Source organism: Bradyrhizobium canariense, assembly GCF_900105125.1.
GTDB classification, from domain to species: Bacteria; Pseudomonadota; Alphaproteobacteria; order Rhizobiales; family Xanthobacteraceae; genus Bradyrhizobium; species Bradyrhizobium canariense_A.
Genome location: NZ_LT629750.1, coordinates 2466891 through 2491805, shown reverse-complemented (window position 1 = coordinate 2491805; position 24915 = coordinate 2466891). Strand labels below are relative to the sequence as shown.

Genomic DNA, 24915 nt, shown 5'->3' with positions numbered 1-24915 from the left:
GAGAGTCAACGATTCGTTAAAACGAAATAAATCTTGTCCAACGAAGAATTTGAACGCTGAAAGGCGTGCGGGCTGAGTCCGAAACGGGAACGCGCGCGCCGTTTCAAATTCCGTGACGCTTTGGCGGCTCGGCGTGACTGATGACGCGCTTCACGGTTGGAAACGCGCGGCGCAACGCGCGCTCGATCTCGTCGACATTCTCGTGAACCTTGATCACGCTCATCGACGGCGCGGCCCGGCAGTGGAAGTTCACGATCTCGCCGGCATCGGTGTCGCGCACCCGCACATTATGGATGTCATGGATCGCGCCATCGGCCGCAAAGCGCGACAGGGCGCCCTTGATGATCTCGACGCGACCGGGCGCGGCGTCGATGCCAGCAGGCAATTCCGGCTCCAGCGGCTCGATATGGGTATCGACTTCGACATCGTCGCCGAACTGGTCGCGGATGTTGTGTTCCAGTCCATGGGCGATGTCGTGCGCGGCCGTCAGCGTCATCTCGCCGTCGACTTCAAGGTCGATGCTGACGGTCAGCTTGCCGCCGAGGTCGTGCACGGTGACGTGGTGAATGGCGAGACCCGAATTGCGCGCGATCACCATGATGCGTTCGCGTATGCTCTCGTTGTCGCGCGCCACCGGCACCGAGGTGAAGGTCAGGTCGGCATCGCCGAGCGCCTTGCTGACGGCATCCTGCGCCTTGCGCTTGATCTCCTCGACGCGGTCGATCGGATAGGTGCGCGGCACCTTGACGATGGCATCGATAAAATGGGTCGGGCCGACCATGCGCACCCGCAGCCGGTCGACATCGACGACGCCGGGGACGGCCTTGATGGCGGCGGTGGCTTTCTCGGATGCGCCTTCGGGGGCGCGGTCGAGCAGGGTTTCCACGGTGGAACGCGCCAGGCGCAACCCCAGCGCCGCGATCACCACGGCGACGCCGATCGCCGCGGCGGCGTCCCCCCAGGCGTAGCCGAGCCCGGAGAGCGCAAGCCCGATGATGACGGCGACGGCGCCAAACACGTCGGAGGCAAAATGCAGCGCGTCGGCGGCCAGCGCCTGGCTTTTGGTGTCGCGCGCGGTGCGTTGCAGCGCGTAGGCCCGCCAGAGGTTCACCGCGATGTCGATCAGCAGGACGACGAACGGGATCGCCGACAGTGTCGGCGGCGCCGCGCCTTCGCGCAAATGGCCATAGGCTGTGACGAGAATGCCGCCCGCCAGCACATACAGCATCGCGATCACGCCGAGCGCCGACAGGCTTTCGATCTTGCCGTGGCCGTAATGATGCTCCTCGTCGGCCGGAAGATCGGAAACCTTCACCACCATCCATGTGATGACGGTCGCGACCAGATCGACAGAACTGTGCAGCGCTTCGGAGATCAGCGCGAGACTGCCGATGGCGATGCCGACGACGAATTTGGTCGCGGCCATTCCGGCGCTGGCGAAAATCGAAATCGCGGCGACACGGGATTTTTGGTTGTGAACGGGATGACTCATGGGCGCATGCTTTAGCAGCCGATCATGCAAGCCGAAAGCGGCGATCAAGATACGCAATCGCCACTCATTCGCAGGAGCAAATTGTTGCGAATTGTTCCGATTCTATTTTCAAAAAGACCGACCATCGTCATTGCGAGCGCCAGCGAAGCAATCCAGGGCAACAGGAAAGACTGGATTGCTTCCGCCTTCGCTAAAAAGCTACGGCGGACAGGTCGTCGCAAGCCCTCCTCGCAATGACAGTGGACATGATCCCTCGATCTCACGGCGCCATGCGCCTGAGCTTTCAATGAATCGTTCGCCCAAAGCAGAGCAGGGCGCAGCGCGACCCCAAGAAGGGCGCAGGGAAATGCCGGGTGCCCGTTGCACCCGCAGCCCGTGTGCAAAAGGTAGAAAGCACACGGTAGTCACCACAGGTTCACCGGAACACCCAGCATTCCCTGCGCAATGGTTTTAACGGCTTATTCCGCGCTCTCCCCGGCGACGAATTCGTCTTGTCACCGTCGCAGGCGGATGAGGGCGCCTCGATCCCGGTTGGGCTCGCAACACCTCCGCCAACTTGACACCAGCAACGGGTGCCAGGACCACACGGCTTTGCCGTCCGCACCAAGCGCCGTTCGTCCGCACGCTGGGATCGCTCACGGGTCAATGACCCGCCCTGCGATTCCCCTCACGCGCCCGACGCTGCCGCGTCCACCGCATCCCATCCCGCGTTCGTGACGATGGCCAACGCCCCTCTAATGGGGACGGGACGGCGAGGGACGTAGATTTGATTTGGGCTGGCGGGGAAGGGGAATGTTTTTGGAAGAGGGGCTGGATAGGGCAAATCAGATTGAATCGCTTCAACAAATTAGGCGGTTCGTGCTCGTGGGCGCTACGGGTTTCGCGTGCCCGCGCGGGAGTGAATTTCACTATCCCGAGCGGCAAGGATTTGCCAACGATGAAGCTATTGAAGAACCGGCCGACGTTCGACCCACGAAAGGCGAGGGGTTGAGCAGGTGATCTTATTTATTCAACTTCATTGACCGGATCGGTCTTCCCAACGCCGATGTTATTAATCTCAATTTCGACCAATTGTCTGTCCTTCTCGATGAATGTCAGTTTCGCCTTCAAGATTGATCCCATTGAATGGCCTGAAATAGACCGATCCATGACCGGCTGCGGTTCAGGCGCGTGACTTATAAGTGCGAATGGCTTGATGTTGTCCGGCGGCGCAAATCTTGCGACGAGACCACCGCTCATGCCGCTGTATATCGCGATGCTGGTTTGAACGCTTGGCGACTTGAGAAGATAGGTCGCCTCTTCAAAAACCTCTTCCACGTATCCTATGCGGACGACGAGTCGACGTTCCATCCTTCCTTTTCTTGGATCTTCGATGTCACCGTGGACCTTCATTTCGCCGACCCCGATCATCGCTACCTGTTCGCCAGCGCTCGGAATTTTGTCGTCAATCCAGAAGAATGCGCGGAATAGCTCAGGTTGATCGGTAGGAGCCAAGACGGTCAGGACCGCGAGGTCGGTCTCGCTATCCCAAACTGCGATTTCTATAGAACACACGTGCACCTGCGCGTCCTTAATATAAACTGCCTTTACTTGCCTCAGATCGACCTCTGTCGGCGGAGGTAGAAATTCCAGAGGTGTCGTCGGATGATGAGGCTTGTTTGGATACAGAACGTTTTTGATATGCTCGAAGCAATGCGCGGCGGAGATTGCTGTCCCCTTATAACCGTCGGCAGATACGAAAAATGCTGTTCCGATCAGCACTGGTACTACGTCATTTCCAATTACCATCAGCGTGAGGACCCCCTCATTTAGCTGATCGTTGCTTTCAATTTCCGCCTCGTTCCATTGCCAGCCATCCGGGATCACTACTAACCCCCCGCTAAAAATACGCTTCTCATCGATCACATTCGTGCAATCTCTATAGCATAACCACCAACCAAGCCGCGATCGTCGCGCTATTCCGGGTGATGAACCGGTACGTCGGCAACTTGCCGCCGATGCCGTGCGTCTTCCCGGATTATCCGGCTCCGGTGGTGCGGAACGATCGAGGCGAGCGTGGGATGGTCATGATGCGCTGGGGTGTGCCGCCGCCACGTGCGGACGGATACCCGGTCGCTAACATCAGGAACTCGTCGTCTCCGCACCGGCATGCCTGGCTCAAGCCAGAGAACCGGTGCTTGGTGCCTTTCAACAGCTTTGCTGAATATGTGCCGGAAGCGAATCCTGAGACGAAAAAGAAGGACGTGGTCTGATTCGCGCTCGACAATGACCGGCCACTTGCGGCGTTCGGTCGCATCTGGACCGAGTTCAAAGGCGATCGAGGCACCAAGTCGAAGCCTATGCCCGGACCTCATCTGGTCTACGGCTTCCTGACGACGGCTCCTAACGCCGTGGTCGAGTCGATCCATCCCAGTGCTATGCCGGTGATCCTTACGACGGACGAGGAGCACGACGTCTGGATGCGCGCCCTCTGGGATGAGGCAAAGAGCTGCAACGACCGCTGTCGGATGACGCGCTCATGATTGTTGCGCGCGGGGCCGACAAGGAAGATCGAGCGGCAGCTTGACGAATAGTCAGACCCTATGTAGAGTTCGCAAACATGGGCATAACCGAACCAAGGCTTACGCAACAGACGCTCAAGGTGCTCGGAGCCATGATGGCTGGACGCACTTCTGAGCTTTCAGGAGCGGATATAGCCAAGGTTGTCCAACTTCCTTCAGGTACGCTGTACCCTATCCTTTATCGATTGGAGGAGTTCGGCTGGCTTGTTAGCCGTTGGGAAGTCGGCGACCCGGCATCGCTAGGTCGTCCGCGCCGTCGATATTACCGGATCAGCGCAGAGGGTGCGAAGAGGATTCGGGAGCTAGTCCGCGAACTAACGCCCGGCGACGGAAGAATTGCATGGGCTTGATCGTGGTTACCCTGCTTGGGATAATCGGCGTGCTTGGAGCAGTGTGCTCGAAGCTACTTGCTGACGAATGCAAGGCATGGTTTCCAACGATCGTTGCCAAATTAATCGGAATGGCAGTTAAAAAGCTTCCAATTGAAAAGCGTGAACGGTTTTTTGAAGAATGGCATGGTCACGTGCATGAAATTCCGGGCGATCTTGGCAAGATCGTCGCGGCATGTGGTTTTCTCATCGCCGCGTGGGATATTGCTGAGGGTCCGTTTGGGCTTCGTAAGCGAGCACTTGATTTGGCCGTTGCAGGTCTCCTGCTGTTGCTACTAGCACCATTGTTTTCACTTGTGACATTTTTAGTGGCGGTTACCTCACCCGGTCCAGTCTTTGTTCGACAAACCAGAATTGGACGCGACGGCAAAGCGTTTGGAGCCTTGAACTTCCGGACGATGCACGTGGATGCGGATGATCGCTTGCGCGCTTATCTCATATCGAACCATGACGCGATACGCGAATGGGAAACTACGGGCAGGCTGCGATTTGATCCGCGTGTAACTACGCTGGGCGTGATTCTCCGCAAGAGCAGTTTTGACCTATTTCCGCTACTGCTTAATATCCTCACGGGCGACATGAGCGTGGTTGGGCCTCAGGCGACCGCGGCCCAATCCGAGAAACTCAACTGGTCGATCGCATGCAAGCCCGGCATCACAGGGCCTTGGTTATTTGGTCGCCATTTCCAAGATGGATCTTACACCCGCAATTGGTCGATTATGCTGGACCTGAAAATCGTTCTAGCGTCACTGCCGGCTCTGCTCACAGTCGACGAAAACGGCGAGCACAACAGCGAAAGCGATCTCGAAGCAGATTGGAAAATTGGGCTACTGGTGATCATTTTACTTCTTGCCTTTACGGGAATGTTAGTAAGCGCATAGAATGGGTGGAGCGCAGCGATCCCGTCAATTGCAGTTATGATGCCGATGGGTCTCGCAAGGGCTTAACCCATCCTACATGTCTCTGCTGATGCGAGAGGCAACTCCTCCAGCGACAACGGCGAAGCCGTTACGCGGGAATGGGGTCCGATGCTGCCGCGGACCTACAGCCTCACCACAATCTTCCCAAGATGCTGGTTCGCTTCCATGCGCTTGAATGCCTTGCCGATATCGTCGAACGCAAACACCTTGTCGATCGGCAGTTGCAATTCGCGCGATTCCACTGCGGGCCAGATGTCCTGCTGCACCTCGTTGAAGATCTCGCGGATTTCGTCGATCGAGCGGGTGCGGAAGCTGACGCCGATATCGTTGATCCGGCGCGCGGCGTGCAGGTCGAAGTTGAAATAGCCACGGGTGCCGCCAACCCGGCGAGGCCTACTTGAAACAACGGCTGCCGCGGGGGTTTTCGGCCTAGCCGGTGTGATATCTGCGGGTCTGTCCGGCGATACACAGGCCGCCGTGGCCGATTCAGCCCGCATCCACCGGGCATCCACAGATCACACCCACCGCCTTCCGCGCCATCTCTCGCAGTTCGGCGCGGCGAGCGCCGGCACGGGCGCGGATGCCGATGCTGTGCATGGTGGCTGACGCGGGGACCGCAAGCGCCGCGGGATCGGCATCGGGCTTCAACGCGTAGGATGGGTGGAGCGAAGCGATACCCATCAATTGCGGTTTATGATGCTGATGGGTTTCGCAAAGGGTTCAACCCATCCTACGCGCTAATCACCCCACAGCTTGGGGCGCGGAACGGCCGAGCTACAGCGCTGCCATTGCGAAAGCAATTACATCGAGCAACGGTAAAAGGTAAGCTCCATTCCTGCGAAAGCCGGATCCGTGAAAATGCGGGATACGCTGTTGGCATCGAGGATTTTCAGGCGCAGGTTAGTGCTCGTCGCCATGATTTCCGAGGCGCATGCGGCCTGAAAATCGATGGTGTCACCAGTCTCTTTCCTCGACGTGATCGTGCATCGCTCGGTTTTGCCTCTGACGTCATTTCCATCTACGACAAATCCGCGACCGAACTCTTCGGAAAATTGAGCGAAGCTGATTTTATCGCCTTTTTTTACAAAGATTTTGCTGCACTGGTCAGCGCCTGTCGCCCAGGCTCCGTTCAAATCGAAAGCGTGTGCCTGCGAAGTTAGCAGGAGGCCGCCGCAAGACAGGAGAAAGTATAATCCGGTTGATCGGCTCATGTTAAACATTGCTCGACTCCCCAATGGAAAAAATCTTCTCATGGCCTTCGCCTGGAACAGTGTTTCGCATTGGGGATTTTGGCGCAAGGGGTCGCTGCGGTTTATGCGTTGCCGAGGCGGGCGCCCCGAAAGGGGATGGATTTTTAACGCAAATCAGGTGCCCGGTGGTCGCGGACCCTGGAACTGGATCCCGCAATTCTTGGCGATCGAGGCTCGACCGCGACCATCTGGCCTTTCATCTGGGCGAACTCAGCCGCATTCTGTTCGTCGCCTCCGACGAAGAATGCCGCCGGCCAGAAGATGACGATGGCGGCCGCGGTCGCGACGCCGTCCTTGGTGCGCTGGCTCTCCTGGGTGCCGGATAGAGCCGCTGCCCTCGTCGATATTGACTGAGCTTCTGGCGCGAGTTGTTGGCATGTGACCGATTGACAGGGTGTCCGGCGAGACACCGGCCGCCGTGGTCGATTTAGCCGGCAGCCACCGCGCATCCACAGATCACGCTCACCGCCTTGCGCGCCATCTCTCGCAGTTCGGCGCGGCGGGCGCCGGCACCGGCGCGGATGGCGATGCTGTGCATGGTGGCTGACGCGAGCACTGCAAGCGCTGCGGGATCGGCATCGGGCTTCAGTTCGCCTTTCTCTCGTGCCATGCGGAAGCGGGCTTCAAAATCGGCGTCGATCATATGGAGTCCGCTGGCTACACTGTGCCGGGTCGCAATGATGTTCGCTATGCTGATCGTGAGCCCGCTTGTGCTTTTTCTCCGTAAGCCGCGGCCGGCCAATTAACGCTACGTCGAAGCCAGCCGCCACTTAGGTGGCGGCTGGGCTCAAACCAGGGAGTATGAACATGACAACTTCCGATGCGCTTCGTTACACGAGGATTCCTCTCAACAACGGATCCGGTGCGATCCCCGCTGTCGGGTTTGGCACGCTGATTCCGGATCCGGTCGCGACCAAACAGGCGACCAAGGCTGCATTGGAAGTGGGATTTCGACATCTCGATTGCGCGGAACGCTACCGCAATGAAGCAGCGGTAGGCGAGGCGATGCAGGAAGCGTTCAAGGCGGGGACGCTTCGGCGGGAGGAGGTGTTCGTTACCACCAAGCTATGGAACACCAATCATCGTCCGGAGCGGGTCAAGCCTGCCTTCGATGCGAGTCTGCGGCGACTGCAACTCGACTATCTCGATTGCTATCTGATCCATACTCCCTTTGCCTTTCAACCCGGCGACGAGCAGGACCCGAGGAACCAGCAAGGTCGGGTGATCTATGATTCCGGCGTTACGTTGGTGGAGACATGGCACGCGCTGGAGCGCCTCGTCGACGACGGGCACTGCAAGTCGATCTGTCTATCGGACATTACCCTGGAGAAGCTGCGGGAGATCGTTGCGGCTGCGCGGATCAAGCCCGCCGTCGTGCAGGTCGAATCGCATCCGTATCTCCCGGAATGGGAGCTGCTCGATTTCTGCCGGGAGCACGGGATTGTACTGCTGGCGTTCGCCGCGTTGGGGCATGCCATGGAGCCAAGGTTGGTGGACGACCCGGTGATTACGGCCATCGCACAGCGCGTGCACAAGACACCGGCTCAAGTTGCGCTGGCCTGGGCCGTGCAGCGTGGCACCGCTTTCCTGACCACCTCGACCAAACCTCAGCGTATCCGGGAGAATTTTGAGATTTCGGCCATCCCTGAAGACGCCATGCGTGAGATTCGCAACCACATCACAACGAACGTCCGGTTCAACACGGTGGTGGAGACCGGCGTGCCCGGATTTATTCCGAGGGCCAAGTGAACTGAATCCAGCGGCGCGGAGCCGCAAGGATAAACCTCGCGACCTCCGCGTTCGGCCCGCGGGTGAGCAAGGCAAAGAGGTCAGGGGAGAGCTCGCTTTCCTTTGCCTCCCGCACGCTGTCCGTTCGTCCAGAGTCCGGCGGAAGCCCGCAGCAGATTGGGGCGGGTTTAGCGTGCGCTCCTAATCCCGTTCGCCAAGAGTTTGAAGATAGGTTTTGCCGTAGGGATAGAAGGACCCCTTGCGGCCCTGCTGCCAGGCAGCTTTAAGTTCGGGCGTTGTGATGTCCCAGTCCGGTCGGCATTTCTTGCTGACCGCACGCAGGTCCTGGCGGAGATCCTCGATCGTGGGTCGTCCGAAGAACCAGTAGCCATTGTAGATTTTATGAATGACGAGGCCGGGCTCCAGCACGATCACGTGCGGAATCATGGGATTGTTGACGGGATCGGTGTATTCGGCGATGTCGAGGTCCTTCTGAACGATGCGCCGTGGATCGGAGAGAAACGGCCAATGGGCGCCTATTCCGCTGCGATTTTCGTTCGTCTGGGTGATGTTGTCGGTGCTGATCGTGACCAGCCGACAATAGCCGACCTCCATCTCACGATGGAGTTGCAGCAGACCTTCCGCCTGGCGGCGATCTTTTGGGCAGAAGCTGCCGCGGCTAAGGACGAGCACCATTGGATCCTCTCCCTGCAACTCGGAGAGTTTTCGATGCTTCGCGGTATGGTCACTAAGTTCATAGTCGGGGAAAATAACTCCAGGCACCATATCGGATCGCATGTGGAGTCCTCCATGTGTGAGCGCGCAGGTGATCAGGCCTCATCCGCTCATAAATCGATCACGACATCGCCCTCGGGTCCTGAGCAGCAGATTAGCACATTACCGTCCGCCGGTGCATCGACCGGCTGCGGGCAGTATCGGATCTTGCCTGCTACGAGTCCGGTCTCGCTGATATGGCAGACCCCGGTTCGACACGCCCACCGCACAGCCACGTCACAAGCCTCGGCCAGCGCGTAGGATGGCTGGAGCCAACGGGTCCGGCCTTCGGGCCGGCCCGATGATAAACTCCGCGATACCCATCCATTGCAGTTACGATGCCGACGGGTTTCGCAGAGGGCTCAACCCATCCTACGCACTAAAGATCGCTGAAGCCCGCCGGTTCGCCGGCGGGCAGGTGTATCGCCTTGCGCTGGATTACCTCAGTAGACGCGGCGATGCCGATGGTCTCGCCGTGCCGGCGGCGCTGTCTTGCGCCCCGCGTAATACGGGTTGACGATGCACTGTGCGGCACGGCCCGATGCTGAGGCATTGCATTGTGGCAGCGAGGTATAGGCGCATTCAAAGTAATAGTCGTTCCAGCCTTGGTAGACTTGCAGGCAGACCGGATAGGCCGGGTCATAGGTCTGGGCCCGAGCCGGTGCCGCGGTCAAAACTGTCGCAATCATCAAAATCGCCAAAGTCGGAATGCGCATCCGAGCCTCTTCTAGGATATGCGGCCCACGACCGAAGACAAAAGGCCCTCTTGTTTCGTTTGCAGTCAATTCACGTTCTCGCGTTGGAGCGGCTCAGCGCGTTGCTGATCCGGGATAACCTGCGGTCGTGCGCCCCGGCTCTGCGGCGCAGCGTAGCATACCGGACGATGCACCGCATCCGGAACAACGCCGCTACAGCCTCACAACAATCTTGCCGAGATGCTGGTTGGCTTCCATGCGGTCGAACGCCTTGCCGATATCGTCGAACGCAAACACCTTGTCGATCGGCAATTGCAGCTGGCGCGATTCCACCGCCGGCCAGATGTCCTTCTGCACCTCGACAAAAATCTCGCGGATTTCCTCGATCGAGCGGGTGCGGAAGGTGACGCCGATGTAATTGATCCGGCGCGCGGCATGGAGGTCGAAGTTGAAATCGCCGTGGGTGCCGCCGAGGCGGCCGACATTGACGATGCGGCCCTTGACCTTGGTCGCCCTAAGGTTCTGATTTGCGACCGGGCCTGAGATCTGATCGACGATGAGGTCGACGCCTTCGCCGCCTGTCACTTTCAGCACCTGGTCGACCCAGCCGGGATCGCGGGAATCCACCGCGAGGTCGGCGCCGAATTCCTTCAGCCGCCCGCGTCGCGTCGCATCGGTCGATGAACCGATCACGGTTTTCGCGCCCTTGAATTTGGCGATCTGCATCGCCATCAGGCCGACGCCGGAGCTCGCGCCTTGAATCAGGACGGACTGGCCCGGCTGCAGCGCGCCGTTGGTGACGACCGCATTGTGCATGGTCGCGAGCGCAATGGGGAGGGTGGCCGCTTCCTCGAAGTTCATGTTGGCGTTGGCGGGAATGCGAAACAGCCGGCCATGATCGGCGAGGGTGTATTCGGCAAACGCGGCGCCGCCCGAACCCATCACGCGGTCGCCGGGCTTGACGCCTTTGGCCTCGGGACCGACTTCGGCGATCTCGCCCGCCCATTCCATGCCGAGCACGGTGCCGACGCCACCGGCGCTGCCGTGCACATGCCCTTTGGTCATGCCGAGATCGGCGCGGTTGAGGCCGCAGGCGCGCACCCGAACCAGCACCTGCGTTCCCTTTGGGGAAGGCTTGGCGACATCGGCGATTTCAGCGCCATTGGCGCCGTAGACATAGGCTTTCATGGGATCATTCTCGGTTGGTCGATGGGGACAAGCCGCTTATTCTGCGGCTTGTTCTGAGGCTTGGCGGCGGGTGCCGGACATCATGGCTTCGAGCCGGCTCTGGATGATGGCTTCTGCGTCCCGGATTATCCGCGACACCAGTTCGGCGCAAGTCGGGATATCGTGGATCAATCCCTGCACCTGGCCCGCCGACCAGATGCCTTCATCGGCATCGCCTGATGCGTAGACCATCTTGCCGCGCGCGCCGGCCACGAGTTCGCGCACCTGCTCGAACGTGGCGCCTTCCTTTTCCATGGCGACGACCTTGGCAGAGACCGCGTTCCTGGCAACGCGCGAGGTGTTGCGCATGGTGCGGAAGATCAGTTCGGTCTCGCGCTCGTCATTGGCGACGATCTTTTCCTTGATCAGCTGATGGATCGGGCTCTCCTTGGTGCACATGAAGCGCGTGCCCATGTTGATGCCTTCGGCGCCGAGCGCCAATGCTGCGACCAGCCCGCGGCCATCCCCAAAACCGCCGGAGGCGATCATCGGGATCTTCACCTTGTCGGCGGCCGTCGGGATCAGGATCAGGCCGGGGGTGTCGTCCTCGCCCGGATGGCCGGCGCATTCAAAGCCGTCGATCGAGATCGCATCGACCCCCATGCGTTCCGCCGACAGCGCATGGCGCACGCTGGTGCATTTGTGCACGACCTTGATGCCGTGCTTCTTGAATTCGGTGACGTGTTCCTGCGGCTTGTTGCCGGCGGTTTCGACCACCTTGATCCCGCTCTCGATGATGGCCTGACGGTATTCGGCGTAGGGCGGCGGCTTGATCGACGGCAGAATGGTGAGGTTGACGCCGAACGGCTTGTCGGTGAGGTCGCGGCAGCGTGCGATTTCTTTGGTCAGATCCTCAGGCGTCGGCTGCGTCAGCGCGGTAATGAAACCGAGCGCGCCGGCATTGGCCACGGCCGCCACCAGCTCCGCACGCCCGACCCATTGCATGCCGCCCTGCACGATCGGGTGCTCGACCCCGACGAGTTCGGTAAATCGCGTCTTGATCATCGTCCGCCCTCTGTTTCCCCGGCGCGGAATATCGCGCGCGTTTTGTTTTTTGGGATTTCAGAGGTCAGGATGACGTTATGGTCGGCAAAAGTCTACCGGGCGCGGAAGAGCTTAGAACAACGCAATCATGCAAAAGCGGGGGCTTTTGCCTCGATCGGCCGGTCCGAGCCGTAAAGCCCTGCGAGCTTGGCGCGCTGGCTGACCAGCGCCAGCACCGTGTCGAGCGCCGGCGTCGGAATGCCGGTCAGGCGTCCCATTTCCTGAACCACCGATACCAGCGGGTCGATCTCCATCGGGCGGCCGCGCTCGAGATCCTGAAGCATCGAGGTTTTGTGCGCGCCGACCTTGCGCGCGCCTTCAATGCGCCGTTCGACATCGACGCGGAATTTGACACCGAATGTTTCGGCGATCGACTGGGTTTCCAGCATGATCGCCTTGGACAATGCGCGCGTCGCCGGATCGGAGCAGATCACGTCGAGCGTGGCGCAGGTCAGCGCGCTGATCGGATTGAGGCAAACATTGCCCCACAGCTTGAGCCAGATTTCGTCACGGATGCGGTCCAGCACCGGCGCCTGCATGTCGGCTTCGACGAAGAGCCTGGAGAGTTGTTCGACATCTGAAGTGGTCTCGCCCGATGGCTCGCCGAGCGGAAAACGATCGCCATAGACATGGCGGATCACGCCAGGCGCTTCGATCTCGGTTGCGGGATAGACAATGCATCCGATCGCACGTTCCGGGCCGAGCTCGTTCCACTGCCGGCCGCCGGGATCGATGCTCTCGAGCGTCGAACCCTCGTAGCGGCCGCCGTGCTTGTGGAAATACCAGTAGGGGATTCCGTTGACCGCGGTGACGACGCGGGTGCGGGGCCCGAGCAGTGACTGCATTTGCTCCAGCACGCCGGTGATCGAATGGGCTTTCAGGCAGATGATGACAAAATCCTGCGCGCCGAGTTCGGCTGGATTGTCGGTGCAGCGCGGCCGCACCACGCGTTCTTCATCACCGATCAGCAATTTGAGGCCGTTGGCGCGCATCGCGGCAAGATGCGCACCGCGCGCGACCAGGCTGACATCGGCGCCGGCGCGCGCCAGCTGAACCCCGAGATAGCCGCCGATCGCGCCGGCGCCGTAGATACAGATTTTCATGAGTGGTCCCGCTCCAAGATGGCTGAAATTTCCGGCAAAAGGCTGCCCGCCGGCCTTGAGCGATCTCTCAAGGCCGGGAAGGAACGTGATGAAATCGAAAAGGATTCTTCAGGCTGGAACGGGTCGCGCTTCGGCTCTCGCCGCTTCATCGAACGCGGTCGAGATATCGCTGATGCTGACGACGCCGATCAGACTGTAATTGTCGATCACCGGAAGATGACGGATCTGGTTCCGGTTCATCAGGTGGCGGGCGTGCTCGAGCGTGTCGTTTGAACTGCAGGAGACCAGTTGCTGCACTGAAATCAGTTGCGACACTTTCAGGTTGGCGCCGGCCGCGCCATTCGCCGCGATGGCGCGCACGACGTCGCGTTCGGTGAACATGCCAACCGCGGTATTGCCTTCGGTTCGCACCACGTCCTTGACCACCAGCGCGCTGATATCGTTCGCGCGCATCAACTGGGCGGCAATGGCCACGGTTTCATTCATTCGAACCGTCGCAACACGTGCAGTCTTCTTGCGCAGGATGTCTCCGACTTTCATCGCAACCTCCTCAGGGTTAGCCGCAGGGCGTCTCCAATATCGGTAATCGTGGTATACATTATCCCAATTGTCAATCCAGTTTGTGAAAATCTCAGAGGTTGCCGCATTGAAAGAAAGCGGCATTAATATTGACGTTTTAACGTCGACGAGGAATGGCGACGGTTTGCAGCAGGCGATCAAACGGGGTCCGATAGCCGGTTTGGTATTTTGTATCTCAATCTGGATTGGGCAAAAAAGAGGCGCACCGTGGTGCGCCTCTTCCAATGAATGTGCTGTCGTCAGGCCGGCTTGACGTCGCGCGCGTGGGCATCTGCGGGAGCTTCGTGGCCCAGGATGAATGCGCGCCGCATCGGCTTGATCACAAATATCGCCATCAGCGCCGCGGTCGCGTTGAGCGCAACGGCAACAACGAACACGGCCTGCCAGCCGAAATTGCTCGCGAGGATGCTCGCAAGGGGCACAAGCAACGCGGCCGTGCCTTTCGCGGTGTAGAGCATGCCGTTGTTGGTGGTGGCGAACTTGACGCCGAACGTATCGCCTGATGTTGCGGGGAACAGGCTGTAGATCTCGCCGAACACGCCGAAATAGACCGCCGTCGCCAGCACGAAAACGATCGGGATGTGACCGTACACCGATAACGTCAGCAGCATCAGTGCGCCCGTGCCGAACGCAATGAACATGGTGTGCTCACGGCCGATCTGGTCTGACACCCATCCGAAGAAGGGGCGGCCGAAACCGTCGAAGATGCGGTCGAGCGAAATCGCAAAGGTCAGCGCCGCCATCTGGAAGCCCAGGAGACCCACGGGTTCGTTGGCGATCTTGTAGTCGTGTGCGATCGGTGCGATCTGGGCTGCCGCCATCAGGCCGCCCGCGGCGACCATCACGAACACCAGATACATCACCCAGAAAATCGGGCTTCGCAGCACCTGAGGCGGCGTGAAGTCGATCTTGGTCTGCGGCAAATTGAGTTGTTTCTTCTTCGCCGGCATTGCCTGTGACGGCTTGCGCAGGAAGAAGGCGAGGATGAAAACAATCACGCCCTGTCCGATGCCGAAGGTCAAAAAGGCGTGCTGGTAGCCGCTCGTGGCAATCATGTTCGCGATCGGCACCACGGTGATCGCAGCACCGGCGCCGAAGCCGGCAGCGGTAGCGCCGGCGGCGAGGCCGCGCCGGTCCGGAAACCATTTCAGCGCGTTGCCGACGCATGTTCCGTACACCGAGCCCGCACCGATTCCGCCGAAGATCGCGGCGATATAAAGCAACACCAGCGAGTTGGCTTGGGAGTTCAGAATCCACGCGATTGAGATCATCACGCCGCCGAACATGATGACGACCCGCGGGCCATATTTGTCGACGAACCAGGCTTCAACCGGGACCAGCCAGGTCTCCGTCACCACGAACAGCGTAAAGGCCAACTGGATCGCGGCGCGGCCCCAGTGGTATTTTGCATCGATCGGATCGACGAACAGCGTCCAGCCATATTGCAGATTTGCGATCATCGCCATGCAGACGATGCCCATCGCAAGTTGCATCCAGCGGAAATACGGCCCCTCAGATGTCGGCTGCGCTGACGGTTGTGTGGATGTCATGGTTCCTCCCGAGGTACGCTTCTGATTTGAGGCGAGCGTTACCGGCGCGAGCATATTGGTATGTGATATGCCAGAGCGCAAGCCCCTTCTTTTGCCCAATATGTCGCATCCCGGGGAGGGGGCGTTCCGGTCAGATCCTTAGGTCCTCTCACGAAAAAGGCCCCGGAAAACCGGGGCCGTCAGTCGGGGAGGAGGCTTAAGGGTGTCGCCGGCGACCCGGGCAAATGGCCCGGGAACGCCTTTTAGAGGCCAAAATACGGAAGGTCGCCGTTGCGGACAGCGATCTCGGCGTTCGCCATCAACAGACGATCGATCGAGGCCAGCAGGCGGCCGAACAGGGTGGTGGGCGGCGCAAGACGGAGGGAGGCAGTTTTGGACATGTTTGTCCCCTTATTCACATGGGCAGCGGCTTGCTGCGTTCGAGGGACAATCTAGGTATGCCAGATGCCAGAAACAACATCTTTGTTTGCATGGCAGCATTTTCCCTGTTGCAGTGCGCAATTAAAATGCAAACAAGATTTGCATTCACATTTTTCCTCTGCCGGGATAAGGACGGCGCGTGGAGCCGCGCAATCGACGCGGTCGTCGGGAGGAAACAAAATGAATTCAGCCGGAAGATTTCTTGTCGCCCTCGCCGTGGGCGTGAGTTTGGCCTGGGGCGCGAACGCAACTGCGCAACCCAACGATGCCGTTCCGCATGCTCATGAAGAGATCATGCTGAAGGGCGGCCGGACGATGATCTACGATCAGAACGTTGCCGTGACATTGCGCGATGGACATGTGGTTTATGCCAATGTGTTTCGCCCCAAGCAGCCCGGAACCTATCCGGTCGTCATGGCGCAGGGACCCTATGGCAAAGACGCGACCTTTCAGGAGGCTTATGCGTCCGGCTGGGCCCAGTTGCTGAAGGCCAATCCGGAAATTTGCGCGCAGTCATCCTGCCGTTTTATCCGCTGGGAGCACACCGATCCCGAACGCTGGGTCGGCGACGGCTATGTTGTCATTGCGCTGGACGTGCGCGGCTCGGGCTACTCGCCGGGCTATCTCGATCTGGTCTCGGCACGCGAGGCACGGGATTTCTACGATGCGATCGAGTGGGCAGGCAATCAGCCCTGGTCGAACGGCAAGGTCGGGTTGCTCGGCATTTCCTACATGGCCATCAATCAATGGCAGGTTGCCGCACTTCAGCCACCGCATCTTGCCGCGATGATTCCCTGGGAAGGCGCATCGGATTTGTACCGTGAAGCGCTCTTTCATGGCGGCATCGAGAGCAACCTCTTCCTCCAGCTCTGGTTCAAGGGCCAGATCCTCCCCAATCAGAACGGCAACGCCCATACCGCCTACAAGGACCCCGGAACCGGATTGCCACCGACCGGTCCCGCACTTAGCGATGATCTCCTGAAGGCCAACCGAGCAAGCCTGGTCGACAGCGCGCACGAGCATCCGTTGCTCGATGGCTACAACCAGGAACGCAATGCGGTTCTCAGCCGCATCCGCACGCCGTTTCTGTCGGCTGGAAACCTCTCGGCGGCGGGGTTGCACGGCCGCGGCAATTACGAAGGATTTGTCCGGGCGTCATCGAAGGAGAAGTGGCTGTTTCTGCACACCGGAACGCATGACGACAGTTTCTACAGCGACGAAGGCATTGCGCTTCAGCACAAGTTTTTCGATCATTATCTGAAGGGGACAGACAACAAGTGGGAGAAGACGCCCGCGGTTTCCCTGGTCGAACGCGATCCCGCTCGCGCCACCTGGACAACACGCACCGAGCAGGCCTGGCCGCTCGCCCGCACCCGGTATGTCAGCTATCATCTTGATGCGAAGGATCATCTGCTGAGCACCGAGCCGCCCAAGGCGGACGCGAGTGTGACGTTCGACGCCGGAAAAACCGCGGCCTTGTTCGACCTGTCGTTCGATCGGACCATGGAGTTTACCGGGCCGCTCGCCGCCCATCTTTGGGTCGGGTCATCGACGACGGATGCGGATTTGTTTGTGACCCTGCAATTGTTCGACGACAAAGGACGCGAAGTCACTTTCCTCGGCGCATCGGACGCGGCCTCGCCGCTCGCGCAAGGCTGGCTGCGCGCGTCGCGGCGCAAGCTCGTCGTCGAACGATCAAAGCCCTATCAGCCGTGGTACGCCTTCGACGAAATACAGAAGCTGACGCCTGGCCAACTCTATCCGGTCGATGTGGAGATCTGGCCGACGTCCATCATTGTCCATCCCGGATATAAATTGACGCTGCGGATCGAAGGCGCGGACTTTCAGCGTCCGGTATCCGATCCGGCCGCGAATGGGTTTGGAAAACGCGGGTCTGGCGTATTCCTGCATGACGATCCCGTCGATCGCCCGCAAGCTGAATTCGCAGGCGTGACCACCGTTGCGTCGGGGGCAGCGCACGACTCGTTCCTCGTGCTGCCGATGATCCCTCGCGGCGAGTGAGATACGGCGGGGGTCTTTCGTTGTTGGGTGGTCGACATGATGGTATCGTTACCGTCATGTCGACCTTCGAAACGTCGCCTCATGTCTTGAGGCCGCAACAGCAACGTAGCCGTGTCGCCCTTGCGAAGATCGTAACGGCCGCTGAACAGCTGCTGAGGACGAGAGGGATCGACGGTTTTTCGATGGCCGAGGTGGCGGAAGCCGCGCGCTTGCCGGTCGGAAACATTTATCGCCGCTTTCGCGGTAAGGATGAATTGCTCCAGGCGATCAAATACGACGTCACCGCCCGCATCGAGGACGCCGTGGCCAGGCGCCTGTCGTCGCGGGAGTTCAAGGACATTACCGACCTGATCCAGCGCTTTGCGGGTGCGACATGCGATACTTTCGCAGGCGACGAGAAGCTGTATCGCACACTTTTCGCTGCGCAAGTCGCCGGTTCGGCCATGGACCGGATCGGCGCCGATGGCCGGCGCCGCATTTTCGGCAGGTATCGCGAGGCGCTGCTTCCCTTTCTGCAAGGCGTCGCGCAAGACAAGGCCGAGCGTATGGCCCGTGTGTCGTTTCACATCATAACGGCAGCGATACTGGCGAAGGCACGTGGGTCGGACGAGACCCTTAACGATTTGTCGTGGAAATCGTTGGGCGACGAATTCGGATATGCGGCGTTCGCGTATCTGCAAGCGAATTTGGAATCCGTCCCGAAGCGACCTTGAGTGCATCAGACATAACGAAAAAGGCCGCCGGAAACCGGCGGCCTCTCGAACTCTTGAGAAAATGAAGTCGCTTATTCGGCGGCCTGCTTCCGCGGCGGGTCGAGCGCGCCGGAATCGTGGATTTCGGCGACCTGATGATCGCTGAAGCCGAGCACCTGCCGCAGGATTTCGTCGGTGTGCTCACCGAGCAGCGGCGAACGCTTGACGTCGGTCGGGCTGTCCGACAGCTTGATGGGATTGCCGACCGACAGATATTTGCCGCGGGTGGGATGATCCACCTCGACCACGGTGCCGGTGGCGCGCAGCGACTGATCCTCCGCCAGCTCCTTCATCGACAGGATCGGGCCGCAGGGAATGTCGTCCTTGTTGAGGATCTCCATCGCCTCGAACTTGGTCTTGGTCATGGTCCAGAGTTCGATGCGCGCGAAGATCTCGTTCAGGCGCGACAAACGGGCAGGGGGCTTGGCGTAATCGGGATGGGTCTTCCAGCCGGGCTCGCCGATCACGTCGCAGATCTTCTCCCACACCGGCGCCTGGGTGATGAAATAGATGTAGGCGTTGGGATCGGTCTCCCAGCCCTTGCACTTCAGGATGCGCCCCGGCTGACCGCCGCCGGAATCGTTGCCGGCACGCGGCACGGCTTCGCCGAACGGAATGCCTTCGCCGAACTGGCTGTATTCCCTAAGCGGACCGTGCGCGAGGCGCTGCTGGTCGCGCAGCTTGACGCGTGCAAGATTGAGCACGCCGTCCTGCATCGCGGCAGTGACCTTCTGGCCCTGTCCGGTCATGGTGCGCTGGTAAAGCGCGGTGACGATGCCGAGCGCCAGATGCAATCCGGTGCCGCTGTCGCCGATCTGCGCACCGGTGACGAGCGGAAGCCCATCACGGAAACCCGTGGTCGACGCCGCGCCGCCGGTGCATTGCGCGACGTTCTCATAGACCTTGCAATCCTCGTAGGGACCGGGGCCAAAGCCCTTGATCGACGCCACGATCATCTTGGGATTGATGCTGTGAATCTTCTCCCAGGGAAATCCCATGCGATCGAGTACGCCGGGGCCGAAATTTTCCACCAGCACGTCGCATTGCTTGATCAGCGCGGTGAGCACCTCCTTGCCCTTCGGATTCTTGGTGTCGAGCGTGATCGAGCGCTTGTTGTGGTTGAGCATGGTGAAATACAGGCTGTCGACATTCGGCACGTCCTGCAACTGACCGCGCGTGATATCGCCGACGCCGGGACGCTCGACCTTGATCACGTCGGCGCCGAACCACGCCAGCAATTGCGTGCAGGTCGGTCCCGACTGAACGTGGGTGAAATCAAGAATTCGAACGCCCTTCAGCGCTTTTGTCATCGTATTGCTCCGTCTTAAGTCTGCTCCTGCACGTGCAGGAATGAAAACAAGGGAAAGGCGACGCCCTTCCGGATCGGTCGGTCTACTTCTTCTTGCTGAGGACGCTCTGCGGATTGAGGTTGCCGATGCGGCCTGATTCGCTGCCGGCGGCCGGATCGAGCACCGCGTTGATCAGCGTCGGCTTGCCGGAATCCATCGCCGCGTTGACGGCGCGCTTCAGTTCGTCTGGCGAGGTCGCATTGACGCCGACGCCGCCGAAGGCCTCGATCATCTTGTCGTAGCGCGCGCCCTTCACGAACACGGTCGGCGCGGGATCGTCGCCAGCGCTGTTGACGTCGGTGCCGCGATAGATGCCGTCATTGTTGAAGATGACGATGCAGACCGGCAATCTGTAGCGGCAGATCGTCTCCACCTCCATGCCGGAGAAGCCGAACGCCGAGTCACCCTCGACGCACAGCACCGGCTTGCCGGTCTCGATCGCGGCGGCGATGGCGTAGCCCATGCCGATGCCCATGATGCCCCAGGTGCCGACGTCGATGCGCTTGCGCGGCTGGTAGATGTCGATGATGCCGCGTGCCAGATCGAGCGTGTTGGCGCCTTCGTTGACCAGCATCGCATCCGGCCGTTCCTTGACGATGGTGCGCAGGACGCCGAGCGCGCCGTGATAGTCCATCGGCGAATTGTTGTTCATCAGCCGGGGCGCCATCTTGGCGACGTTCTCTTCGCGCTTCTTGGCGACCGCGCTCATCCAGTCGGCCGGCGCCGCCGTCCAGTTGTTACCCATCGCGGCGAGCATGGCCGAAACGCAGGAGCCGATGTCGCCGACAACCGGCGCCACGATCTCGACGTTGGAGTCCATTTCCTTCGGCTCGATATCGATCTGGATGAACTTTTTCGGCGCATCGCCCCAGCTCTTGCCCTTGCCGTGCGACAACAGCCAGTTGAGGCGAGCGCCGATCAGCATCACGACATCGGAGTCCTTCAGCACCGTCGAGCGCGCCGCGCCCGCGCATTGCGGATGCGTATCAGGCAGCAGGCCCTTGCCCATGCTCATCGGCAGGAAGGGCACGCCGCTCTTCTCGACGAAGCTTCTGATGGCATCGTCGGCCTGCGCGTAGGCGGCGCCCTTGCCGAGGATGATCAGCGGCTTCTTGGCGGATTTCAGCACGTCGAGCGCGCGCTTGACGGCGTCGGGGGCAGGGATCTGCGCCGGTGCTGCATCGATCACCTTGACCAGCGATTTCCTGCCGGCCTCCGCGTTCATCACCTGGCCGAACAGCTTTGCGGGTAGATCGAGATAGACGCCACCCGGACGGCCCGACACCGCGGCACGGATCGCACGCGCCAGCCCAATGCCGATATCGGCGGCGTGCAGTACGCGGAACGCCGCCTTGCACAGCGGTTTTGCAATGGCGAGCTGATCCATCTCCTCATAGTCGCCCTGCTGCAGATCGACGATCTCACGCTCGGACGAGCCCGAGATCAGGATCATCGGGAAGCAGTTAGTGGTGGCGTGGGCCAATGCGGTGAGGCCATTGAGGAAGCCCGGCGCCGACACGGTGAGGCACACGCCCGGCTTCTTGGTCAGGAAGCCCGCGATCGAGGCGGCGTAGCCGGCGTTCTGTTCGTGGCGGAACGAGAGCACGCGGATGCCCGCCGCCTGCGCCATGCGACCGAAATCGGTGATCGGAATGCCGGGCACGCCATAGATGGTGTTGATGTCGTTGAGCTTGAGCGCATCGATGATGAGATGAAAGCCATCCGTGAGCTCCTGCTCTGCGTCGGCGGTTTTTGCATCGATGCTCTGTACTGCTGCGGACATTCCGCTTTCTCCCTGTCGTTTCTTGATATGGACGGCGGAGATGTCTTCGCCGTCCGGCGTTGAAGCTGTATTCGATTAAGAGCTCTTCAAAAAAGTTCCTGGCCGTGCGCCTCGACATAAGCGGCAAGGCCGAGCGTGTGGTCGCGGGCGCGCTTCTCGGCAAGCTCGGTGTCGCGCGCTTCGAGCGCCTCGATGATGGCCATATGTTCGGGCAGCGAGGTCGCGGTGCGGTCGGTGCGTCCGATCGTTAGTTGCCGGTAGCCACGAACGTGCAGCAGGATATCGTTGGTCATGTCGACCAGCACCGGCGACTCGCTGAGCGAGATCAGCGCCTGGTGAAAGGCGATGTTGGCCTTCGAATATTCCTCGACGTGATCCTGCGGCAACCGGTCCTTGCCGAAATCCTTGAAGAAGTCGCGCAATGCGGAAATGTCTTTCTTGCGCGCGGTGGTCGTGATCAGGCGCGCGGCCATGCTCTCGAGCGCTGCCCACGCCCGGATCATGTCGACGATTTCGCTCTTGGTGCGGCGTACCACCACGATGCCCCGGCGCGGCACGGTCTTGACGAACCCGTCCTGCTCCAGCATCGCGATCGCCTCGCGGATCGGGGTCCGGCTGACGCCGAGCCGCTCCGACAAAGCCCGTTCATCGAGCATCACCGGTTCAGGCGTTGTATAGATGTCCATCTTGAGGATGGCTTCCTTCAAGGCCTCATACGCCTTGTTCTTGAAGCTGGTCTCCGGCGCGATCCGGACAATTGCGATCTCTGCCTCAGCCATGATGGGCGGCGCCTTGGTTTGTTTCTGTTCGGGCACAATGGGTCTCCTCTGGGGAAACACCTTGTAGCAGACTAATGGTCGGCAAGTTTTTGGCATACCAGATGCCAGAATGTCAAGATGACCTTGTTTTAGGCATTTAGAAAGGGTGGCTTGCGTTGACACCCCTGTTTCTGGCATACCAAATGCCATATGGGCGAACGCACCGCAAGAAGGAAGCGCGGTGCCGGAAATCAAGAAATCGACTTCAAGGAGGAAGCCAATGTCGAGTTCCAAAGATGCGGTCCGCAAAATACTTGATCTGGTCAAGGCGGATAAACGCACGAGTCTGACGGCGCCGGAAGGCAAACTGGTGTGCGATGCCTATGGCGTCCCGGTTCCGAAGGAGGGGGTCGCGAAATCGGCGGCTGAAGCAGCCAAAATCGCCACCGACATGGGCTTTCCGGTGGTCATGAAGATTGTCTCGCCGGATATTCTTCACAAGACCGAAGCGGGCGGCGTGATGGTCGGCGTCAAGACCGCCGCCGACGTCGAAAAGAATTACGCGGCCATTCTGGCGAACGCCAAGAAATACAAATCCGATGCCAAGATCGAAGGCATTCAGGTCCAGCAGATGCTGGCCGGCGGCACCGAAGTCATCGTCGGCTCCATTACCGACGGCTCGTTCGGCAAGCTCGTGGCCTTTGGCCTCGGCGGTGTGCTGGTCGAAATCCTGAAAGACATCACCTTCCGCCTGGCGCCGACGACCAAGCAGGATGCGCTCTCGATGCTGGATGGCATCCAGGCCCATGACATGCTCAAGGGCGTGCGCGGCGGCGACCCGGTCAACCGCGAGGCGCTCGCCGACATCATCGTCAAGGTGTCGCAGCTGGTCAGCGACTTCCCCGAAATTATCGAACTCGATCTCAATCCGGTGTTCGCCACCAAGAAGGATGCGATCGCCGCCGACGTGCGCATCGTCGTCGACTTCGACTACAAGCCTCGCCCGGCACCGCGCCCGACCGAAGAAATCGTCACCGCGATGAACCGCATCATGCAGCCGAAAGCGGTGGCCGTGATCGGCGCCTCGGCGGAAGACGGCAAGATCGGCAACTCCGTGATGAAGAATCTGATCAACGGCGGCTACAAGGGTGAGATCTATCCGATCCATCCGAAGGCGGCTGAGATTCTCGGCTACAAGGCTTACAAGAGCGTCAAGGATGTGCCTGGTGTGATCGACACCGCGGTGTTCGCGATTCCTGCCAAGTTCGTTGCAGGGGCGCTCATCGAGTGCGGCGAGAAGAAGATCCCCGGGGCGGTTCTGATTCCATCGGGTTTTGCCGAGGCGGGCGCACCCGAACTGCAGGCCGAAATCGTTGAAATCGGCAAGAAGTACAATGTCCGCCTGATGGGGCCGAACATTTACGGCTTCTACTATACCCCGGCCAATCTCTGCGCCACGTTCTGTACCGCCTACGACGTCAAGGGTCACGCGGCGCTGTCGTCGCAGTCCGGCGGCATCGGCATGGCGATCATCGGTTTCTCGCGCTCGGCCAAGATGGGTGTTTCCGCGATCGTTGGTCTCGGCAACAAGTCTGACATCGACGAGGACGATCTGCTCGCCTTCTTCGAGCAGGATCCGAACACCAACCTCATCGCCCAGCACTGCGAGGACCTGAAGGATGGCCGCGCTTTCGCGGAAGCCGCCAAACGCGTTTCCAAGAAGAAGCCGGTGGTGGTGCTGAAGGCGGGCCGCACCTCGGCTGGTGCGAAGGCTGCTTCGTCGCATACAGGGGCGCTCGCCGGTAACGACAAGATTTACGAAGACGTCTTGAAGCAGTCGGGCGTGATCCGCGCCCGTTCGCTGCGGCAACTGCTCGAGTTCGCGCGCGGCATCCCCGTGCTGCCGACGCCGAAGGGCGAGAACGTGCTGATCATCACCGGCGCCGGTGGTTCAGGCGTGCTGTTGTCGGATTCGGTGGTCGACAACGGCCTGTCGCTGATGACGATGCCGCCGGACCTCGATGCGGCGTTCCGCAAGTTCATCCCGCCGTTCGGCGCCGCGGGCAATCCCGTCGACATCACCGGCGGCGAACCGCCGATCACCTACGTCAACACCGTGAAGCTCGGCCTGTCCGATGAGCGCATCCACTCGCTGATCCTGGGTTACTGGCACACCATCGTCACGCCGCCGATGGTGTTTGCCCGCAACATGGTCGAGGTGAAGAAGGAGATGGAGGCGAAGGGCTTTGTGAAGCCGATCGTCGCTTCGCTGGCCGGCGACATCGAGGTCGAGGAAGCCGCCGAATATCTCTATCAGAACGGCATCCCGGCCTATGCCTATTCGACCGAATTGCCGGTCGAGGTGCTGGGCGCCAAATACAAATGGGCGCGGGGGGCAGGGCTGCTGTAAGCCGCGCGCACAACGCACCCAATATGAAATGCCGCCCGGTGGTTCGGGCGGCATTTTTATTAGGGCGCGTAGATAAATCGAGCCTCGGTGGGTGCGGCTGGCTCGATGT

Annotated in this window: 23 protein-coding genes and 3 pseudogenes; 8 read left to right on the top strand and 18 right to left on the bottom strand. The window is 60.2% G+C overall.

The window, feature by feature from the left end; all coding sequences use genetic code 11:
* Positions 1–103: 103 nt before the first annotated feature.
* The gene (locus BLV09_RS12030) at positions 104–1492 is read right to left on the bottom strand and encodes a cation diffusion facilitator family transporter (RefSeq protein ID WP_146687447.1); all 1389 of its coding nucleotides are present in this window, start codon (positions 1490–1492) and stop codon (positions 104–106) included.
* Between the two features lie 24 nt (positions 1493–1516).
* Between BLV09_RS12030 and BLV09_RS12025 the strand changes: the two genes are divergently transcribed.
* Positions 1517–1729: a hypothetical protein gene (locus tag BLV09_RS12025; protein WP_146687446.1), complete on the top strand. Its 213-nt coding sequence runs from the start codon at positions 1517–1519 to the stop codon at positions 1727–1729.
* A gap of 768 nt (positions 1730–2497) precedes the next feature.
* Here the strand turns inward: BLV09_RS12025 and BLV09_RS12020 are convergent.
* Entirely contained in the window at positions 2498–3397 is a 900-nt protein-coding gene (locus BLV09_RS12020; protein WP_146687445.1) for a S1 family peptidase, read from the bottom strand.
* Between the two features lie 62 nt (positions 3398–3459).
* On the opposite strand from BLV09_RS12020, the pseudogene BLV09_RS12015 reads away from it, so the two are divergent.
* The 3 genes and pseudogenes from BLV09_RS12015 (at position 3460) to BLV09_RS12005 (ending at position 5323) form a co-directional block, all read left to right on the top strand.
* A pseudogene (locus BLV09_RS12015) lies at positions 3460–4058 on the top strand (SOS response-associated peptidase family protein).
* A 33-nt stretch (positions 4059–4091) separates the two neighbouring features.
* Positions 4092–4403 (top strand): PadR family transcriptional regulator, encoded by a 312-nt coding sequence (locus BLV09_RS38760; protein WP_146687444.1) that lies wholly within the window; start codon positions 4092–4094, stop codon positions 4401–4403.
* A complete protein-coding gene (locus tag BLV09_RS12005; RefSeq protein WP_146687443.1) occupies positions 4394–5323 on the top strand; it encodes a sugar transferase in 930 nt (309 codons plus the stop codon). The genes BLV09_RS38760 and BLV09_RS12005 overlap by 10 nt, the downstream gene beginning before the upstream one ends.
* A gap of 161 nt (positions 5324–5484) precedes the next feature.
* On the opposite strand, the pseudogene BLV09_RS12000 reads toward BLV09_RS12005, so the two are convergent.
* The 4 genes and pseudogenes from BLV09_RS12000 to BLV09_RS11980 form a co-directional block, all read right to left on the bottom strand.
* Positions 5485–5748 (bottom strand): annotated as a pseudogene (locus tag BLV09_RS12000) (zinc-binding dehydrogenase); the annotation flags it as partial.
* 100 nt (positions 5749–5848) lie between these two features.
* Positions 5849–6043 carry a hypothetical protein gene (locus BLV09_RS11995; protein ID WP_244549056.1) on the bottom strand — a complete coding sequence of 65 codons (195 nt, stop codon included), beginning with the start codon at positions 6041–6043 and terminating at the stop codon, positions 5849–5851.
* A gap of 119 nt (positions 6044–6162) precedes the next feature.
* Complete coding sequence (locus BLV09_RS11990; RefSeq protein ID WP_146687441.1) at positions 6163–6582, bottom strand: hypothetical protein; 420 nt, start codon at positions 6580–6582, stop codon at positions 6163–6165.
* Positions 6583–7039: 457 nt separating this feature from the next.
* Positions 7040–7255: a hypothetical protein gene (locus BLV09_RS11980; RefSeq protein ID WP_244549055.1), complete on the bottom strand. Its 216-nt coding sequence runs from the start codon at positions 7253–7255 to the stop codon at positions 7040–7042.
* A gap of 164 nt (positions 7256–7419) precedes the next feature.
* Between BLV09_RS11980 and BLV09_RS11975 the strand changes: the two genes are divergently transcribed.
* Positions 7420–8361: an aldo/keto reductase gene (locus tag BLV09_RS11975; protein WP_146687440.1), complete on the top strand. Its 942-nt coding sequence runs from the start codon at positions 7420–7422 to the stop codon at positions 8359–8361.
* A 180-nt stretch (positions 8362–8541) separates the two neighbouring features.
* Here BLV09_RS11975 and BLV09_RS11970 read toward each other — a convergent pair whose 3' ends face one another.
* From BLV09_RS11970 to BLV09_RS37215, 9 genes and pseudogenes are all read right to left on the bottom strand, one after another.
* Positions 8542–9138, bottom strand: a complete 597-nt coding sequence (locus BLV09_RS11970; protein WP_174556537.1) for a redoxin domain-containing protein — start codon at positions 9136–9138, stop codon at positions 8542–8544.
* Between the two features lie 47 nt (positions 9139–9185).
* A pseudogene (locus BLV09_RS38025) lies at positions 9186–9371 on the bottom strand (sulfurase); the annotation flags it as partial.
* A gap of 186 nt (positions 9372–9557) precedes the next feature.
* Positions 9558–9830 (bottom strand): DUF3551 domain-containing protein, encoded by a 273-nt coding sequence (locus BLV09_RS11960; RefSeq protein WP_146687439.1) that lies wholly within the window; start codon positions 9828–9830, stop codon positions 9558–9560.
* Positions 9831–10022: 192 nt separating this feature from the next.
* Positions 10023–10997, bottom strand: a complete 975-nt coding sequence (locus BLV09_RS11955) for a zinc-binding dehydrogenase (protein WP_146687438.1) — start codon at positions 10995–10997, stop codon at positions 10023–10025.
* Positions 10998–11033: 36 nt separating this feature from the next.
* Positions 11034–12041 carry an NAD(P)H-dependent flavin oxidoreductase gene (locus tag BLV09_RS11950; RefSeq protein ID WP_146687437.1) on the bottom strand — a complete coding sequence of 336 codons (1008 nt, stop codon included), beginning with the start codon at positions 12039–12041 and terminating at the stop codon, positions 11034–11036.
* A gap of 125 nt (positions 12042–12166) precedes the next feature.
* Complete coding sequence (locus tag BLV09_RS11945) at positions 12167–13183, bottom strand: 2-dehydropantoate 2-reductase (protein WP_146687436.1); 1017 nt, start codon at positions 13181–13183, stop codon at positions 12167–12169.
* 108 nt (positions 13184–13291) lie between these two features.
* Positions 13292–13723 carry a CBS domain-containing protein gene (locus BLV09_RS11940; RefSeq protein ID WP_100380846.1) on the bottom strand — a complete coding sequence of 144 codons (432 nt, stop codon included), beginning with the start codon at positions 13721–13723 and terminating at the stop codon, positions 13292–13294.
* Between the two features lie 278 nt (positions 13724–14001).
* Positions 14002–15312, bottom strand: a complete 1311-nt coding sequence (gene oxlT, locus BLV09_RS11935; protein ID WP_100386750.1) for an oxalate/formate MFS antiporter — start codon at positions 15310–15312, stop codon at positions 14002–14004.
* 242 nt (positions 15313–15554) lie between these two features.
* Entirely contained in the window at positions 15555–15692 is a 138-nt protein-coding gene (locus tag BLV09_RS37215; protein WP_167558706.1) for a hypothetical protein, read from the bottom strand.
* A 220-nt stretch (positions 15693–15912) separates the two neighbouring features.
* On the opposite strand from BLV09_RS37215, the gene BLV09_RS11930 reads away from it, so the two are divergent.
* Positions 15913–17754: a CocE/NonD family hydrolase gene (locus BLV09_RS11930; RefSeq protein ID WP_244549054.1), complete on the top strand. Its 1842-nt coding sequence runs from the start codon at positions 15913–15915 to the stop codon at positions 17752–17754.
* Positions 17755–17810: 56 nt separating this feature from the next.
* Positions 17811–18467 carry a TetR/AcrR family transcriptional regulator gene (locus tag BLV09_RS11925; RefSeq protein WP_146687435.1) on the top strand — a complete coding sequence of 219 codons (657 nt, stop codon included), beginning with the start codon at positions 17811–17813 and terminating at the stop codon, positions 18465–18467.
* Positions 18468–18538: 71 nt separating this feature from the next.
* Here the strand turns inward: BLV09_RS11925 and frc are convergent, their stop codons facing one another.
* The 3 genes from frc to BLV09_RS11910 all read right to left on the bottom strand — a co-directional run bounded on the left by frc (position 18539) and on the right by BLV09_RS11910 (position 22417).
* The gene (gene frc, locus BLV09_RS11920; RefSeq protein ID WP_146687434.1) at positions 18539–19816 is read right to left on the bottom strand and encodes a formyl-CoA transferase; all 1278 of its coding nucleotides are present in this window, start codon (positions 19814–19816) and stop codon (positions 18539–18541) included.
* An 82-nt stretch (positions 19817–19898) separates the two neighbouring features.
* Positions 19899–21638 carry an oxalyl-CoA decarboxylase gene (oxc, locus tag BLV09_RS11915; RefSeq protein ID WP_146687433.1) on the bottom strand — a complete coding sequence of 580 codons (1740 nt, stop codon included), beginning with the start codon at positions 21636–21638 and terminating at the stop codon, positions 19899–19901.
* 86 nt (positions 21639–21724) lie between these two features.
* A complete protein-coding gene (locus BLV09_RS11910) occupies positions 21725–22417 on the bottom strand; it encodes a GntR family transcriptional regulator (RefSeq protein ID WP_433994417.1) in 693 nt (230 codons plus the stop codon).
* A 259-nt stretch (positions 22418–22676) separates the two neighbouring features.
* On the opposite strand from BLV09_RS11910, the gene BLV09_RS11905 reads away from it, so the two are divergent.
* Positions 22677–24806: an acetate--CoA ligase family protein gene (locus BLV09_RS11905; RefSeq protein WP_146687432.1), complete on the top strand. Its 2130-nt coding sequence runs from the start codon at positions 22677–22679 to the stop codon at positions 24804–24806.
* Positions 24807–24915 lie beyond the last annotated feature (109 nt).

Excerpts from the sequence above, each read along its gene's own strand:
- BLV09_RS12030 (WP_146687447.1), bottom strand. The coding sequence starts at position 1,492 with ATGAGTCATCCCGTTCACAACCAAAAATCCCGTGTCGCCGCGATTTCG.
- BLV09_RS12025 (WP_146687446.1), top strand. The coding sequence starts at position 1,517 with ATGCAAGCCGAAAGCGGCGATCAAGATACGCAATCGCCACTCATTCGC.
- BLV09_RS38760 (WP_146687444.1), top strand. The coding sequence starts at position 4,092 with ATGGGCATAACCGAACCAAGGCTTACGCAACAGACGCTCAAGGTGCTC.
- BLV09_RS12005 (WP_146687443.1), top strand. The coding sequence starts at position 4,394 with ATGGGCTTGATCGTGGTTACCCTGCTTGGGATAATCGGCGTGCTTGGA.
- BLV09_RS11995 (WP_244549056.1), bottom strand. The coding sequence starts at position 6,043 with ATGGGTATCGCTTCGCTCCACCCATCCTACGCGTTGAAGCCCGATGCC.
- BLV09_RS11990 (WP_146687441.1), bottom strand. The coding sequence starts at position 6,582 with ATGTTTAACATGAGCCGATCAACCGGATTATACTTTCTCCTGTCTTGC.
- BLV09_RS11980 (WP_244549055.1), bottom strand. The coding sequence starts at position 7,255 with ATGATCGACGCCGATTTTGAAGCCCGCTTCCGCATGGCACGAGAGAAA.
- BLV09_RS11975 (WP_146687440.1), top strand. The coding sequence starts at position 7,420 with ATGACAACTTCCGATGCGCTTCGTTACACGAGGATTCCTCTCAACAAC.
- BLV09_RS11970 (WP_174556537.1), bottom strand. The coding sequence starts at position 9,138 with ATGCGATCCGATATGGTGCCTGGAGTTATTTTCCCCGACTATGAACTT.
- BLV09_RS11960 (WP_146687439.1), bottom strand. The coding sequence starts at position 9,830 with ATGCGCATTCCGACTTTGGCGATTTTGATGATTGCGACAGTTTTGACC.
- BLV09_RS11955 (WP_146687438.1), bottom strand. The coding sequence starts at position 10,997 with ATGAAAGCCTATGTCTACGGCGCCAATGGCGCTGAAATCGCCGATGTC.
- BLV09_RS11950 (WP_146687437.1), bottom strand. The coding sequence starts at position 12,041 with ATGATCAAGACGCGATTTACCGAACTCGTCGGGGTCGAGCACCCGATC.
- BLV09_RS11945 (WP_146687436.1), bottom strand. The coding sequence starts at position 13,183 with ATGAAAATCTGTATCTACGGCGCCGGCGCGATCGGCGGCTATCTCGGG.
- BLV09_RS11940 (WP_100380846.1), bottom strand. The coding sequence starts at position 13,723 with ATGAAAGTCGGAGACATCCTGCGCAAGAAGACTGCACGTGTTGCGACG.
- oxlT (WP_100386750.1), bottom strand. The coding sequence starts at position 15,312 with ATGACATCCACACAACCGTCAGCGCAGCCGACATCTGAGGGGCCGTAT.
- BLV09_RS37215 (WP_167558706.1), bottom strand. The coding sequence starts at position 15,692 with ATGTCCAAAACTGCCTCCCTCCGTCTTGCGCCGCCCACCACCCTGTTC.
- BLV09_RS11930 (WP_244549054.1), top strand. The coding sequence starts at position 15,913 with ATGAATTCAGCCGGAAGATTTCTTGTCGCCCTCGCCGTGGGCGTGAGT.
- BLV09_RS11925 (WP_146687435.1), top strand. The coding sequence starts at position 17,811 with ATGTCGACCTTCGAAACGTCGCCTCATGTCTTGAGGCCGCAACAGCAA.
- frc (WP_146687434.1), bottom strand. The coding sequence starts at position 19,816 with ATGACAAAAGCGCTGAAGGGCGTTCGAATTCTTGATTTCACCCACGTT.
- oxc (WP_146687433.1), bottom strand. The coding sequence starts at position 21,638 with ATGTCCGCAGCAGTACAGAGCATCGATGCAAAAACCGCCGACGCAGAG.
- BLV09_RS11910 (WP_433994417.1), bottom strand. The coding sequence starts at position 22,417 with ATGGCTGAGGCAGAGATCGCAATTGTCCGGATCGCGCCGGAGACCAGC.
- BLV09_RS11905 (WP_146687432.1), top strand. The coding sequence starts at position 22,677 with ATGTCGAGTTCCAAAGATGCGGTCCGCAAAATACTTGATCTGGTCAAG.